At 67.4% G+C, this 14,046-nt stretch carries 14 protein-coding genes; 9 read left to right on the forward strand and 5 right to left on the reverse strand.

Translation table 11 applies throughout. From position 1 onward, the window contains the following. The first annotated feature begins 106 nt into the window (after window positions 1-106). From A9310_RS09485 to A9310_RS09495, 3 genes are all read left to right on the forward strand, one after another. Window positions 107-1,675, forward strand: a complete 1,569-nt coding sequence (locus A9310_RS09485) for an SLC13 family permease (RefSeq protein ID WP_065630355.1) — start codon at window positions 107-109, stop codon at window positions 1,673-1,675. Between the two features lie 88 nt (window positions 1,676-1,763). Continuing rightward, a complete protein-coding gene (locus A9310_RS09490) occupies window positions 1,764-2,987 on the forward strand; it encodes a glycerate kinase (RefSeq protein ID WP_083207321.1) in 1,224 nt (407 codons plus the stop codon). Window positions 2,988-3,119: 132 nt separating this feature from the next. Further along, a complete protein-coding gene (locus A9310_RS09495) occupies window positions 3,120-3,866 on the forward strand; it encodes a hypothetical protein (RefSeq protein WP_247450444.1) in 747 nt (248 codons plus the stop codon). Window positions 3,867-3,968: 102 nt separating this feature from the next. Here the strand turns inward: A9310_RS09495 and A9310_RS09500 are convergent, their stop codons facing one another. Continuing rightward, the gene (locus A9310_RS09500; protein WP_065630356.1) at window positions 3,969-5,804 is read right to left on the reverse strand and encodes an acyl-CoA dehydrogenase; all 1,836 of its coding nucleotides are present in this window, start codon (window positions 5,802-5,804) and stop codon (window positions 3,969-3,971) included. Between the two features lie 253 nt (window positions 5,805-6,057). Between A9310_RS09500 and A9310_RS09505 the strand changes: the two genes are divergently transcribed. Next, window positions 6,058-6,624: a hypothetical protein gene (locus A9310_RS09505; RefSeq protein WP_065630357.1), complete on the forward strand. Its 567-nt coding sequence runs from the start codon at window positions 6,058-6,060 to the stop codon at window positions 6,622-6,624. Between the two features lie 8 nt (window positions 6,625-6,632). On the opposite strand, the gene A9310_RS09510 is transcribed toward A9310_RS09505, so the two are convergent. Then, window positions 6,633-7,403 carry a deoxyribonuclease IV gene (locus A9310_RS09510; protein ID WP_065630358.1) on the reverse strand — a complete coding sequence of 257 codons (771 nt, stop codon included), beginning with the start codon at window positions 7,401-7,403 and terminating at the stop codon, window positions 6,633-6,635. Between the two features lie 115 nt (window positions 7,404-7,518). Then, window positions 7,519-7,734, reverse strand: coding sequence for a hypothetical protein (locus A9310_RS09515; protein ID WP_065630359.1), 216 nt, complete (start codon window positions 7,732-7,734; stop codon window positions 7,519-7,521). Window positions 7,735-7,987: 253 nt separating this feature from the next. On the opposite strand from A9310_RS09515, the gene A9310_RS09520 reads away from it, so the two are divergent. From A9310_RS09520 to A9310_RS09535, 4 genes are all read left to right on the forward strand, one after another. Beyond that, window positions 7,988-9,259, forward strand: coding sequence for a phosphatase PAP2 family protein (locus A9310_RS09520; protein WP_065630449.1), 1,272 nt, complete (start codon window positions 7,988-7,990; stop codon window positions 9,257-9,259). Window positions 9,260-9,276: 17 nt separating this feature from the next. After that, window positions 9,277-9,732: a hypothetical protein gene (locus tag A9310_RS09525; RefSeq protein ID WP_065630360.1), complete on the forward strand. Its 456-nt coding sequence runs from the start codon at window positions 9,277-9,279 to the stop codon at window positions 9,730-9,732. A gap of 103 nt (window positions 9,733-9,835) precedes the next feature. Continuing rightward, window positions 9,836-10,483: a DUF305 domain-containing protein gene (locus A9310_RS09530; RefSeq protein ID WP_065630361.1), complete on the forward strand. Its 648-nt coding sequence runs from the start codon at window positions 9,836-9,838 to the stop codon at window positions 10,481-10,483. Between the two features lie 154 nt (window positions 10,484-10,637). Then, window positions 10,638-11,147, forward strand: a complete 510-nt coding sequence (locus tag A9310_RS09535) for a nitroreductase/quinone reductase family protein (RefSeq protein WP_065630362.1) — start codon at window positions 10,638-10,640, stop codon at window positions 11,145-11,147. 45 nt (window positions 11,148-11,192) lie between these two features. Here the strand turns inward: A9310_RS09535 and A9310_RS09540 are convergent, their stop codons facing one another. Both A9310_RS09540 and A9310_RS09545 read right to left on the reverse strand, forming a co-directional pair. Then, window positions 11,193-12,263, reverse strand: coding sequence for a DUF4185 domain-containing protein (locus A9310_RS09540; RefSeq protein WP_058252206.1), 1,071 nt, complete (start codon window positions 12,261-12,263; stop codon window positions 11,193-11,195). An 80-nt stretch (window positions 12,264-12,343) separates the two neighbouring features. Then, entirely contained in the window at window positions 12,344-13,222 is an 879-nt protein-coding gene (locus tag A9310_RS09545; protein WP_065630363.1) for an acyl-CoA thioesterase domain-containing protein, read from the reverse strand. Window positions 13,223-13,329: 107 nt separating this feature from the next. Between A9310_RS09545 and A9310_RS09550 the strand changes: the two genes are divergently transcribed. Beyond that, complete coding sequence (locus A9310_RS09550) at window positions 13,330-13,917, forward strand: HdeD family acid-resistance protein (RefSeq protein ID WP_065630364.1); 588 nt, start codon at window positions 13,330-13,332, stop codon at window positions 13,915-13,917. The last annotated feature ends 129 nt before the right edge of the window (window positions 13,918-14,046 follow it).

Genomic DNA, 14,046 nt, shown 5'->3' on the forward strand with positions numbered 1-14,046 from the left:
GCCCGAGCCGGTGGTGGGTTTGCCGTCTGTTCACTGGTTCTTTCCGTGAAAGAACTTTCATTCGCGCCTCATGAAGGTGTCACGCCGGCACCGCAGAGTGGTCGCCATGAACCTTCCGCACGCGATCGACCGACCTCCGGATCACCCGGGCTCGGTGACGATGTACGCGACGCGCCCACCCGTGCGCACGGTGACGCCGCCACCGCCGCCACGACGCACCCTCCTCGACGCCGTCGGCAGCGCGCTGTCCCCCTGGGCGGCAGCCGGTCTCGTCGTCGTTCTCGGCGCCGGGGCGTTCGTCGGACATGCCGGGTGGACCGGGAAGTTGCCGTTCGACGCCGTCGTCACCCTCCTCGTCTTCCTCGTCGCGGTGTGGGCGTGGATCTTCTCGCCGCTGGATGACACCTATGTCGCGCTGGGTGGCGGTATCGCTCTGGTGGTCTTCGGGATCATCGACGCCAACACCTTCGCGGGCACCCTCGGCTCCGGCGTGATCTGGTTGCTGATCGGTGCTTTCGTGATCGCGGCCGCGGTCACGGCGTCAGGTCTGTCGGCTCGTGTGTCGGCGCGTGTCGTCCGCCGGGCCCGGACGCCTCGTCAGCTGGTCCATCTGACCACCGCGGCCCTGTTGCTGACCACGTTCGCGATCCCGGCGACCTCCGGCCGTGCGGCCCTTGCCCTTCCGATCTTTCTCGCGCTCGCTGCGGTCCTGCGTGACCGACCCCGTCTGGTGCTGTGCCTCGCGCTGGTCTTCCCGATCGTGATCCTCTTCTCGGCGGTGGGATCGCTTCTGGGTGCCGGCGCGCACCTCATCACCGTCGAGATCGTCTCGGCCGCAACCGGTGGCGGTATCGGATTCCTGCACTGGGCGGTCCTCGGCGTCCCCCTGGCCCTCGTGTGGTCGCATCTCGCGGCCGAGGCGGCACTGTGGTTGATGACCGATCACGCCGAGCGGGCACGTCCGCTGTGCGTGCCGCCGACCGCTCTCGCGACGACCGGGACGGCGACCTCCGGACCGCTCACGTCTGCACAGCGACGGGTGTCCGTCATTCTCGGACTGGTTGTGGCGCTGTGGTGTTCAGAACCGCTGCACGGTGTCGACCCGGCCGTCGTCGCGGTGCTCGGCGCGCTGGCCGCATCGGCGCCGGCGGTCGGCGCGACGACGCTGGGCGCGGCGCTGAAGACCATCCCGTGGACGCTTCTGTTGTTCATGGCCGCCACCCTCGCGCTGGGGATGGCGCTCAACTCCAGTGGTGCCGCGGGGTGGCTGGCGGATCAGGCTTTCGGGTCCATCGCCGAGACCGGGCCGGCGGCGGCGGCGATGGTGTTCGTCGTCGTCGCGGCGATCGTCTCGCTGCTCGCGCATTTGGTGATCCAATCCCGTTCGGCCCGTTCGGCGGTACTGATCCCGATCATCGTGGTGACCGCCCCGGCCGTCGGGGTCGACCCGGTCGCCGCGGCCTTCCTGTCCACCGCGGCCGCCGGGTTCTGCATCACTCTCACCAGCTCGGCCAAACCGGTCGCCATGTTCGCGGCGAGCGACGACGTCCCGGGTTACGAACCCCGACATCTGCTCACGATGTCGGCGCTGCTCGCGCCGGTGTCGCTGGTGCTGCTCATCATCTTCGCGTTCTGGGTCTGGCCCTACCTGGGTCTGCCCCTGCTCTCGTCCTGACCGTCGCATCGCCGCGACCGTCCCGAATGTGCCTCCGGGTGCGAGTTCCAGTCTCCTCATCAAGACCTTGTCCGATCGATCAACAGGAGTGCCGACGTCCGTCCGAGTTCCGCAACGAATCCTGGTCGCCCCGAGTGGTTTCAAGGAGAGCCTCGACGCCGTGTCCGTGGCGACCGCCATCGCCGCGGGGGTGCGGCGCACGCTCCCCGGGGTGCGCGTCGACATCGCACCGATCGCGGACGGCGGGGAGGGAACGGCGCGCATCCTGGCGGCCGCGGGCAACGGGCGCCTCCACGAGCTGACCGTCTGCGGCCCCACCGGTGAGCCGGTGCAGTCGCACTGGGCCGAGGTCGGCGTCGGTCGGAACCGCATCGGCGTCGTCGAGATGGCTGCCGCCGCTGGATTGGCGCTCGTTCCGGCGGGGCAGCGCGATCCCGGCGCCACGACCACTTACGGAGTGGGACAATTGATTGCCGCGGCACTCGACGCGGGGGTGTCGGCGATTCTCGTCGGATGCGGCGACTCGGGGACATGTGACGGCGGGGCCGGGGCGCTCCAGGCGCTCGGTGCGCGCGTCCTGGACCAGGACGGTCACGAGATCGGGCGTGGCGGAAACGAACTGGCGCGCGCGGCGTCGCTGGACCTCACCGGCCTGCATCCGCGGTTGCGTGAGACCGAAGTGGTGGTCGCGGGCAACCCGCACAACGTCCTCTGCGGACCGAGCGGCGTCGCCCGCGTCTTCGGGCCGCAGAAGGGGGCGACGCCCGCACAGGTCGACTCGCTGTCGGCGGCGCTCGACGTCTGGGCGGACATACTGCAGCGGGATGGGCTGGCCGACATCGACTATCGGCAGGGGGCCGGGTCCGGCGCGTCGGGTGGACTCGGTGCGGGCCTGGCGGCAGCCGGCGGGAAACTGCGGTCGCGGTTCGACGCACTACTCGATTCCGGGCTGTCCGGCATCGACCTCGATCATCGGATCGGCAAGGCCGATCTGGTGATCACCGCAGAGGGTTCGATCGACTTCCAGACCCCCCGCGGCAAGGTGCCCGCGGAGGTGGCCCGCCGCGCCCAGTTACGGGGTGTGCCCGTTGTCGCGCTGGCGGGTTCGCTCGGGCACGGTGCTCCCGCCGTCCACGACGTGGGGATCGGGGCGATCGCGTCGATCATCACGGTGCCGATGCCCTTGTCGGAGGCGGTCGCCAACGGAGAGAAGCTCCTCGCCGACGCCGCCGAGCGCACCATGCGGATGATCCTCCTCGGTGCCGCGGTCTCCGCCCGGGCCGGGCAGCGGAAGCGGAAGAAGGCGGTCTGACCGCTGCGCAAACCCACCACTTTTGGGCATATCCACCCCCTTCGGACGGGGTGGATATGCCGAAAAGTGGTGGGTTTGCGGGTTCGGCCGCCGGTCCGGTAACGCCACCGGCGCGCGGGTAGTGTTCGCGGCGTGACCAATTCGCCATACCAGCCGGGGGACCCGCGATTCGGGCCACAACCGCAACCCGGGCAGTACCAGCCGAACGGGAGGTACCCGCCACCGAACCAGCCCTACGGCGCACCGCCGCCGAACCAGGTGCCCTACGGCGGTCGGCCCCAGTACCCGGGTCCGATGCCGGGCGGGATGTACCCGCCCGGACCGCCGTTCCCGCCGCCACCGAAGAAGAAGCGCACCGGTTTGTGGGTCGCGCTGGGAATTGTCGGGGTGCTGCTCTTGATCGTGATCGCCGGTGGCGTGGCGCGGGTGCTGGTGTCGTCGGCGCAGGGAGGTGGGGTCACCGACACCAGTGACGTCGACGCCGGCGAGTGCATCGTCGTGACGGCGGAGCCGGAGACCCTCAAGGCCGACGAGGTGTCCTGCGGCGACACCGACTTCCACTACGTCGTCGCGGAGAAGTCCATCACGCAAGGGCTCTGCGGTCCCAACTACTCGCGCTACTGGGTCGCGGGCGAGGAGGGTGCGCTCTGTCTGGCGCCGGTCTACCAGGAGGGCCGTTGTTACTACATCCCGTCGGCGACCGGTGGTACCGCGCTCGCCGACATTCGTGAGAACGACTGCGGGTCGCCGGTTTCCGGCGGAACGAACATCCGCGTGGACACCAAGGCTGCGGGGGAGCCCGAATGTCCCGACTCGGACGGGACCTACTTCGCGGAGAAACCGCGCCCGGTCGGCTATTGCTTCAGTGTGATCGACTGAAGTTGCCGCACCGCCGGTCTGAGCCGCGATGTGCGCGGGCTCGACGCAAAGAAGAACTCCCACCGGCGGATTCGCCGGTGGGAGTTCTCAGTATGGTCGGGCTCAGAAGGCCGCTTCGTCGAGTTCCATGATGTCATTGTCGATGTTCTCGACGGTGACGCGGACCGAGGTGAGCAGCGGGAGCATGTTCTTCGCGAAGAAGCTCGCCACGGCGACCTTGCCCTCGTAGAAGGACTTGTCGGCGTCGGAGGCCCCGTTGTCGAGAGCTGCGAGGGCGACCTCGGCCTGGCGGAGGAGCAGCCAGCCGATGAGCAGGTCGCCGACGGCCATCAGGAAGCGGACCGAACCGAGTCCGACCTTGTACAGCTCGGTCGAGTTCTCCTGTGCCGCCATCAGATCGTTGGTCAGCGAGGCAGCCATCGCCTGCACGTCGTCGAGCGCCGTCTTCAGCAGTGCCCGCTCGGTCTTCAGCCGGCCGTTGCCCGCCTCGGAGTCGATGAAGCTCTGGATCTGCCCGGCGACGTGCGCGAGCGCCTGGCCCTTGTCGCGGATGATCTTGCGGAAGAAGAAATCCTGGGCCTGGATGGCGGTGGTGCCCTCGTACAGCGAGTCGATCTTCGAGTCACGGATGTACTGCTCGATCGGGTAGTCCTGGAGGAATCCCGACCCGCCGAGCGTCTGCAGCGACTCGTGACCGAGGGTGCCGTAGGCGCGCTCGGAGCCGACGCCCTTGACGATCGGGAGCAGCAGATCGTTGACGCGGTGGGCCATCTCGGCATCGGCGCCGGACACGATCTTCGCGGCGGCGGTGTCCTGGTGCGACGCGGTGTAGAGGTAGATCGCGCGCAGACCTTCGGCGTAGGCCTTCTGGGTCATCAGCGAACGACGCACATCGGGGTGGTGGGTGATCGACACGCGCGGTGCGGCCTTGTCGGTCATCTGGGTCATGTCCGCACCCTGGATGCGCTCCTTGGCGTACTCGAGCGCGTTCAGGTAACCGGTCGACAGGGTCGAGATGGCCTTGGTGCCCACCATCATCCGCGCGTGCTCGATGACCTCGAACATCTGCGCGATGCCCTTGTGGACGTCGCCGACGAGCCAGCCCTTGGCGGGGGTGCCGTGCTGTCCGAAGGTGACCTCACAGGTGGCGGACGCCTTGATGCCCATCTTGTGCTCGACGTTGGTGACGAAGACGCCGTTGCGCTCGCCGAGTTCGCCGGTCTCGAAGTCGAAGTGGTACTTGGGTACGAAGAACAGCGACAGACCCTTGGTGCCCGGGCCAGCGCCCTCGGGGCGGGCTAGCACCAGGTGGAAGATGTTCTCGGTCATGTCCTGATCGGCCGAGGTGATGAATCGCTTCACACCGTCGATGTGCCAGGAACCGTCTTCCTGCTGCACGGCCTTGGTGCGTCCGGCACCTACGTCGGAACCGGCGTCGGGCTCGGTCAGCACCATGGTGGCGCCCCAGCCGCGGTCGGAGCAGATGGCAGCCCACTTCTTCTGCTCGTCGGTGCCGTTGTTGTAGAAGATGTTCGCGAAGCCCGCGCCGGCGGCGTACATGAACACGGGCGGGTTGGCGCCGAGGATCATCTCGCCGATGGCCCAGTACAGCGAGCGCGGGGCCGGCAGGCCGCCGAGTTCCTCGGCGATGCCGATCTTGTCCCAGCCGCCCTCGACCAGGGCGTTGTACGACTTCTTGAACGACTCGGGGATCGTGACGGTGTGCTCGTCGGGGTCGAAGACCGGGGGATTGCGGTCGGCGTCGACGAAGGACTCGGCGATCGGGCCCTCGGCCAGCGCACGGACCTCGCGCAGCATGTCGACGGCTGTCTCGTGGTCGAGGTCCCCGAAGTCGCCGGACTCCAGTACCTTGTCGAGCTCGAACAGTTCGAAGAGATTGAACTGCAGGTCGCGCATGTTGCTCTTGTAATGGCCCATGGTTGTTCCTTGTCTGGTGTGGCCGTCTGCGATGGCGTCCTCGACCCGGTCCGATCGCTCACGGTTGTGCGCGTACCGGCCGGATGAGGGGGCTGTTCGGTCCGAGCTATGTTACTCGCCGGTAACCCTAGAATAGCCCCATATCCCCGCCGGATCAATCAGAAGATGTGTGATCTGCGCCGGTTGGCGCACCCGGAGCGCCGAGAAATCCGCAACGCCGGCGCAGGAACCGCGAGTACGTTCCAATGAACGAATGCGCAGACTGGTGATCGGACCCGCACGTGTCGGTGCGACAGGTTTCGTGAGCGTCGTGATCTCGATCGTCGCCCTGGCCGCCGGACTTCTGGTGGCTGTCGCCCCGGCAGACGCCGCGGCGACGCCCTCGTGGGACGGCGTGTATTCGTTGAAGCGGTTCGCCGCCTCGAAGACCGGAACGAGCCTCGCGGCCCGGCAGGCGGAGCCGGACTTCTCCGACGACTACACCTTCAGGACATCGTGCGACGGCGGTACGTGCGTGGCGACGGTGATCGACGGGCCGAAACCCGCGAATTCGACGCTGCCGCAGCCGCCGCGCTACACCTGGGAGGCAGGATCCTGGGTGCACCGCTATGACTGGGAATGGGACTGCTGGCAGGGCGCCGGTGTGCCGAAGGTGTGGCGCCCGGCGACGTCGATCGCGACCTACACCCCGCAGGGCGACGGCACGCTGAAGGGCGTGTGGCGGACCACGATCGACGGCGGGCCCTGCGACGGGACGGTCGTCATGAACGTCGCCGCATACCCGGTGACTCCGCCGGCGCCCGCCTGGAATCTGTCGTGATCGACGTCTTATAGCGCCGAGCGCAGGTACTCGAGATCGTCGGGGATGCCGTCGCCGGGCGTCTCCAGGATGACCGGTGCGCCCGCCGCCTCGGCGACCGCGACGAGCACCTCGGGGTCGATGTGGCCCGACGCGAGGTTGGCGTGACGGTCGCGGCCCGAGTCGAACTCGTCGCGAGAGTTGTTGAGGTGCACGAGATCGATCCGGCCGGTGATCTGACGAACGCGCTCGACGAGTCCGATGAGATCCTCGCCGCCGGCCCAGGCGTGGCAGGTGTCGAGGCAGAAGCCCGCCTGGTCGAAGTCGCCGACGGCCTCCCACAGACGGTCGATGGACTCGAGCGTGCGTGCCATCGCGTGATCGCCGCCCGCGGTGTTCTCGATGAGGATCGGGACGCCGAAGCCGCCCTTGTCGGCCTGGCGGTCGAACAGCTTGCGCCAGTTGGCGAATCCCTCGGCGCTGTCCTCCCCGTCGCGCAGATGCCCGCCGTGGACGACGAGCCCGAAGGCGCCGAGCTCGGCGGCGGCCGCGGCCTGCTGCTCGACGGCCTTGCGCGACGGCATCCGCAGCCGGTTGTTCAGACTGGCGACGTTGATCTGGTAGCTCGAGTGCACGACGACGTCGATGTCGGACTCACGGAACTCCGCCGCGCGCGGGTTCGGCTGCGGCTTCTTCCAGCTCTGAGGATCCGTGACGAACATCTGGAAGACATCGATCCCGAGCTCGGCGGCAGTGGCCAAGGGGTCGGCGTCCTCGCGAAGATGGGCTCCGATGCGCATGTGACAACGATAGTGGCCCACCCCGACACGCCGACGCCCCCGTCGTCGTCGATGAGTGGGACACGCCGGGTCGGACGCCGCCCTCGTTCAACCGGCTCTCCGCGGCGACGGGAGATCAGTCGCCCAGACAGGGCTCGGTCTCGATGGTGATCGGGACCCCGGCTGCGATGAGGAGTCGACACGGTGCCGCGCTGTCGTGATAGAGGTTCAGCCACTCGTGACCGCGGGTTCCGTCGGCGTACACCGCGTCGAGGGTGCGGTTGAGACGGGCCTCCGCCTCCTTGTTGATGATGTAGCGCTGGTCGCCATAGCGCAGGTAGCGATTGGGCACCGAGACCTCCTCAGGGGATCGACGCCCTCCAGTGTGATCCACAACACCCTGATCGGCGAGGCGTCCGGCGAAAACCGCTGGCGGAGACCGTTCGCCCGGGCTTGCGGCATCGGAAATGCTCAAATCCGACATGCCTGGCCGTCGGCTTGGCTCGCGAACAACAGATGGCCATTACACTGACGGCAGTTTAAGTGGGTGGTTGCCCTGCGGGGTGTGACGGGCGGGGTTGTGTCGGGTGAGTGTCGACGAGACGGTGGGCGTCCCGCAGCCGGGCAGACCCTCCAAGCGCGACGAGCGCGAGAGCGCCGAGACGACCACCTCCGACACCAAGGACTCTGTGGTGGCCACCGGTCGTGAGGACACCGACCGCGACGACACCGGACGCGCGGGTGTGGAACCGATCCTCGACGACCTGGCCGCCGCCGCCGAGATGGAAGCCGATCCCGAGAGCCGTCGCGATCTGACGATGGTCCGGCGCATCGCGATCGGTGCCTGGATCGTGCTGATGGCGGTGCACGTCGCCCTCTACGGTCTGGCCTTCGACCGCACGCGCCTGATCATCCTGATGTGTCTGGGACTCGCGGCTGCCTGTATCGGCCGGCGCAAGTTCATCACGATCCTCATCGACTGGGCGCCGTTCGCGCTGATCCTGATCCTCTACGACTGGACGCGCGACGTCGCGCGCATCGTCGACATGCCCACCCACTGGCATCTGGCGATCGATTTCGACGCCTGGCTGACCGGTGGGGTCAATCCCACGGCATGGCTGCAGGAGAACCTCAAGCAGGCGAGTCCGCCCTGGTGGGAGGTCATCGTCAGCATCGTCTACATGTCGTACTTCATCATCCCGTATGCCGTCGCGGCCGTGCTGTGGCTGAAGGATCGCGCCGCCTGGCGACGCTACGCGGCGTGTTTCGTGGCGACGACCTTCCTCGCCCTGGTCGGGTACACCCTCGTCCCCGGCGCCCCGCCGTGGGCCGCCGCGCGATGCACCGCGGCCGAGGTCCAGGACTTCCCGCGCGACCCGATCTGCATGTACTCGCCCGAGGCGCAGGAGCCCGGCGGTCTGCTCGGGCCGCTGGACAACGAGTACCCGGACGCCAATCCCTACGTCGAACGGATCTCGGCGCGCGGCTGGGGGTACCTCAACATCCACGCGGCGTCGAACCTCGTCGAGGTCGGGCAGGGCAAGTCCAACCTGGTGGCCGCGATCCCGTCGCTGCACGCGGGTCTGACGATGCTCCTCGCGCTCTTCATGTGGCCGCGGGTGAAGGCGCTCGGCAAGACCCTGTTCATGGGCTACGCCCTCGCGATGGCGTTCGCCCTGGTGTACACCGCCGAGCACTACATCTTCGACATCGTGCTCGGGTGGCTGCTGGCCGCAGCGGTGGTCGCGACCTACCAGATCATCGATCGCAAGATCTTGATCCCACGACAACGACGCCGAGCCGCCGAGGATGCAGCGTCGGAGTCGGGAGACGATCGGCGTCCCGATGACGCCAGGGCATCGACGACAGCATCGTGACCTCCTAATATGGCACCGTGAGCCGCCGCCGCAGAACCGGTCGTGGCGGCGTCGTACGGCGCCGCGCACTCGTTCTCCTGCTCGCTCTCGCCGTGATGCTCATGCACACGGTGGTGTCGGGTCATGGCGGGCCTTCCGGTGGCGGCGCCGGGAGCGGAGCGAGCGGGCCGGAATTACACGGCGAGAGCGGGATGTCCCACCATGCGGAGCATTCGGCGCTCACGGCATCGTCGACGATGACCTCAGCCCCGGAGATGACCGGAACCGACGACTGTGGTGAGCACTCGCACGACTGCGTCTTCATCCGTGCGGCGGGCGTCGATCTCCCGGCCGTGGTTCTCGTTCTCCTGCTCTGGTCGCTTGCGGCGCTTCCGCGGATCGTCGACACCGCTCGCCGTCGGACGACGATCCTGGGTCGTCCGCCGCCGTGGGCCATGTACTCCCATCTGCAACTACAGGTGATCCGCTGCTGAGTTGACCTCCGCGGACCGCTCGGTCCGTCGTGTCGTCATCTCTCCTCCCTCTCGGCCGGCGTCGCGCCCGCCGGGAACTCCGACAGCAGCAAGGAATGCACTCATGTACATACACAACACATCTCGGCGCCGTATTCGGACGGCGTCAGGGGTCGGCCTGGCCGCGGCGGCACTCATCGCGGTCGCCGGTTGCTCACCCGACGAAACGGCGAGCGACGCCACCTCCGCCAACACCTCGGCATCGGCGGCGACGCAAGCTCAGGCGTCGGCCACCCACAACGAGGCCGACGTCGAGTTCACCTCGACGATGATCGGACACCATGACCAGGCCGTGGAGATGGCCGAACTCGTCGAGGGCCGGACGGACAATGCGGAACTGGTCGCCCTCGCGTCGACGATCGAGAAGGCCCAGGACGCCGAGATCGAGCAGATGACGAACCGTCTGGAGAGTTGGGGCGTCAGTACCGACGGCCTCGACGACGGCCACGAGAACATGGGCCACGGTGGTCACTCCGCCATGCCGGGCATGCTCAGCCCAGACCAGATGACCGCCTTGCGGGACGCACGCGGTCCCGAGTTCGACCGGCTCTGGCTCGAGGGCATGATCCGGCACCACGAGGGCGCCATCGCGATGGCCGACTCGGTACTCGCCGACGGCGTCGACCCCGCGACGAAAACCCTTGCCCTGGAGGTCAAGCGGACCCAGCAGGCCGAGATCGACCAGATGAAGGGGATGCTCGGCCAGAGCTGAGCACAACAGAAGGCGCCGGGGCGGTTGGGTCCGGAAACGGACGTCAACCGCCCCGACGTGTCGGCGGGTCACCTACCGACAGGCGGCAGGACGAGTTTTCGTAGCGATTTGAGTTAGGACCGTAACTGTCCTAACTCGACGACACACTCGGATCATGAGTGAAACCGAATCGACCGCAGGACAGCCCGATCAGACCATCATCACCGACTACGACGATCCGAACGCGCCGTGGAACCAGGCGTGGGAACAAGAGGGCGGCATCGCCAACTGGAACGATGATGTGATCAAGGAGTTTCGGGAGAACGCGGGCAAGGTGGGCGGCGCTTACGCGGGCGCGGAACTCATCCTGCTCACCACCACCGGGGCCAAGAGCGGAAAGCCACACACGGTTCCACTGGGGCCCTGTTACCGCGACGACACCATGTACGTGAGCTCGTTCATCGAGGACAAGTACCCGGCATGGTGGTACAACATCAAGGCGAATCCACAGGTCAGGATCGAGTTCCGAAACAATACGCATCAGGGGACCGGCAAGGTGCTCGAAGGCGAGGACTACGACGAGTTCGCAGCCTGGGTGCTGGCCAACAACCCACTGCTGGCGGACTTCCAGTCCAAGGTCGACCGCCCCATCCCGCTGGTCGTGCTCACCATCGCCGACAGTTGATCATCGAGAGCGACGGGGCAATCGCCCCGATGTCGGTGGTCGAGGTCAGCCGCGCCGCAGCGGCAGACGCATGAGGTACACCTGATAGCCGATGGAGACCGAGTAGGTGAAGTAGAGGGTGCTGCCCTTCGACCACGGGTGGATGTACGGCGCGTAACCCGTGTACGGGTCCACCGAAGGTGCGACGATCTCGCCGGAAGTCCATGGGCCCCAGGGGTTGTCGGCGGTGCGCAGGGTGACGCCGACGTCCTGGCTCGCCAGCGAGATGTACTTGCCCAGATAGTCGTTCCACTGGACCGACATCTCGCCCGTCGGGGCGCCCATCACCGGGGTGGCGGCGTCGGGGTTGTTCGGAACCCAACGGCCGTATGAGAAGTACTGCCACTTGCCGAGATTCTCGATGTCCTTCTCGTCGACGCGCGCGAGGTAGACACCGCCCCAGCGGCCGTCGGGTGTGCCGTAGTAGTAGACGGTCTTGCCGACCTTCAGGAAGGCGCCCATCTGGAACTTCTTGTTGCCGCCGCCATTGGGGCGGAACGCACCGACCGAGCGCCAGTTCTCGCCGTTGTCGGTGGAGGAGACGAGGCCCGCCCAGTTGGTGGTCCAGATGCCGGGCGAATCCCACCGTTTGACCGACATCACGGTCATGTACTGCTTGCCGTTGGCGGCCACGCCGGCGGTCGGGATGATCGTGATCTCGCGGCGGACGTTCGGCTTGAGCAGGCGCTTGGCATGACCCGGCCGGCCGGCGTGCGAGGTGAACGTCATGCCGTCGGCCAGGTGGCGGTCCGTGCTGCGCAGCAGGACGTTGGACCGCCAGTAGTAGAGCTCGCCGTACAGGAGGGACCACCCGTTGAACGACTGGGTGTCACCGAACGCCGTGAGGATCTCACCTCGGCCGTTGTCCCACATGACACCGAGATCGGTACCGACGATGTTGAACCGTCCGATGGTGTCGTTCATCGCGAACGGCCCCGTCAATCGGTTGACGATGGTCGCCGGACCGTTGGCGTAGCGGGCGGCGTGGGCGGGGGAGGCGGCCAGGGTCGTCGTCAGGGCCAGAGCGAGCAAGGTGACGACTAGACCCAGGAAAAGCCGTGCGAGGCGCCGTGTCATGGCCGTGACCTTATCAAGACCTGAGAGATATGTGTGAGGTCCGCTACGGTGCCCGACCACCGCGAACGGTCGTGTCGAACTCAGGCTTCGCGATAGCGCTCCGAGGTGTCCACGGTGGTGAAGTCGATCTGCGCGGCGGCGTTGTTCACCGCGGTCACGAGCGCGGTCCCGAACATGCCGTCGGCGTCGTAGAGTCCGGCGTTGCTGACCGAGACGCCGTCGTCCTCGATGTGGACGTCGGCCTCGACCCCGACCCGCTCACCCGACGGCAGACGGCTCAGGGCGACGGTCAGATCGCAGTTGATGAATCCGATGCCGGTGGTGCCCCAGTTCGACACCAGGCTCGCGGATTCGGCGCTGACGACCGCCCGCTGGAACGGGGTGAGCTTCTCGCCCGCCACGATGGGTGCGGCCCGCGACCACATCCGTTTGCGGTGCCCGTTCTGGTGATTGCCCATGTCGCGCTCCCATTCACCGACGGCGTCGTCCGCGGCATCGGAGGCGAACCGGGGGGACAGGTCGTCGTCGGAGGCGATCTCGGGTGGGTGGAAGGTGACCGCGTCGGCGGGGCGATGCCACCGCCGCCCGGGCGGGTTGGTCGAGGTGCGCAGGAACACCGTCGTGCCGCGCGCGACGAGCACCTCATCCGCACCTTCGGGGTGTTGGACCACGTCGACGTCGACGACCCGGATTCGTCCGCCCGATCGGACGATTCGGACCCGGGTGGAGGTGACGATGTCGCGCGCGGCCTTGAAGAGGTCGATGGTGCACCGGGCGGGTACGAACTCATCGTCACCGAACTCGGTCTCGACCGCCCGCGCGGCGAGGCCGCACACCGCCGGACCGTTCAGGGTGCCGGGCGCCCACAGGCTGGCGGCGAAGGGTGTCGGCCGGTATCGGAGACCGGCGCCGGGCCGGCCGGTGTCGGAGATCGGCTCGAAGAACGCGATGTTGGTCATCGTTACTTGTTACCCCGCTGTTCATCTGCGTCGGCGATGCGGTCGGGTTTGTGCCGCTCCTGAGCGAATAGCGCGCCGGATCCTGCTGTGCCGGATAACCTCCCACCATGACTTTCGCCACGGTGTACACCAAGCACTTCCCCGACGAACTGGTCGGTGCCGTCCGCACGGCACTCATCATCACGTCGATCGTCGGCATCGTGATCGGGGTCGTCGCGATCCTGTGGCCGGGGCCGACCATCGTCGTCCTCGCCATCCTGTTCGCGATCTCGCTGATCATCGCCGGCATCTTCCGCATCTATCAGGCCTTCGCGGCGTCGTTCCTGAGCACCGGGGTCCGGGTGATGCTCGGCATCGTCGGCGCGATCGTGCTGCTGGCCGGCGTGATCGCGCTGTTCAGTCCCGGCGACGCCGTGTGGCTGCTGGCCGTGTTCATCGGCATCGGCTGGATCTTCCAGGGAGTTGCCGACCTGTACGCCGCGATCACCAAGTCCGGGCACGCACCCACCTGGTTCCTGATCCTCTCCGGCATCATCGCGATCATCGCGGGCATCGTGATGATGGTGTTGCCCGCGTTCTCGCTCGAGGTGCTGGCCTGGGTCGGCGGCATCATGCTCGTCGCGCTGTCGATCGCCACGCTGCTCACGCTGCCCAAGAAGGTCGAGCAGCCGGCCGCCGGGGAGCCCGCGGTCTGACCCGGAACTACGAAAGAGCCCGGTGCGCCCGGAGTGAGCCCTCTAACTGCTCCCTGAGGAGGCCGGAGCTTGCGAGCGTCACATCTTTGCTCCCTGAGGAGCGAGCTTGCGAGCGTCACGGAGGGTCCT

Origin of the sequence: Gordonia sp. UCD-TK1 (assembly GCF_001691435.1) — a bacterium.
In the GTDB taxonomy this organism is placed as follows: domain Bacteria; phylum Actinomycetota; class Actinomycetes; order Mycobacteriales; family Mycobacteriaceae; genus Gordonia; species Gordonia hongkongensis.

Bases quoted from the DNA above. Each gene is read 5' to 3' on its own strand.
- A9310_RS09550 (WP_065630364.1), top strand. From the start codon at position 13,330: ATGACTTTCGCCACGGTGTACACCAAGCACTTCCCCGACGAACTGGTC.
- A9310_RS09500 (WP_065630356.1), bottom strand. From the start codon at position 5,804: ATGGGCCATTACAAGAGCAACATGCGCGACCTGCAGTTCAATCTCTTC.
- A9310_RS09485 (WP_065630355.1), top strand. From the start codon at position 107: ATGAACCTTCCGCACGCGATCGACCGACCTCCGGATCACCCGGGCTCG.
- A9310_RS09545 (WP_065630363.1), bottom strand. From the start codon at position 13,222: ATGACCAACATCGCGTTCTTCGAGCCGATCTCCGACACCGGCCGGCCC.
- A9310_RS09535 (WP_065630362.1), top strand. From the start codon at position 10,638: ATGAGTGAAACCGAATCGACCGCAGGACAGCCCGATCAGACCATCATC.
- A9310_RS09530 (WP_065630361.1), top strand. From the start codon at position 9,836: ATGTACATACACAACACATCTCGGCGCCGTATTCGGACGGCGTCAGGG.
- A9310_RS09540 (WP_058252206.1), bottom strand. From the start codon at position 12,263: ATGACACGGCGCCTCGCACGGCTTTTCCTGGGTCTAGTCGTCACCTTG.
- A9310_RS09505 (WP_065630357.1), top strand. From the start codon at position 6,058: ATGCGCAGACTGGTGATCGGACCCGCACGTGTCGGTGCGACAGGTTTC.
- A9310_RS09510 (WP_065630358.1), bottom strand. From the start codon at position 7,403: ATGCGCATCGGAGCCCATCTTCGCGAGGACGCCGACCCCTTGGCCACT.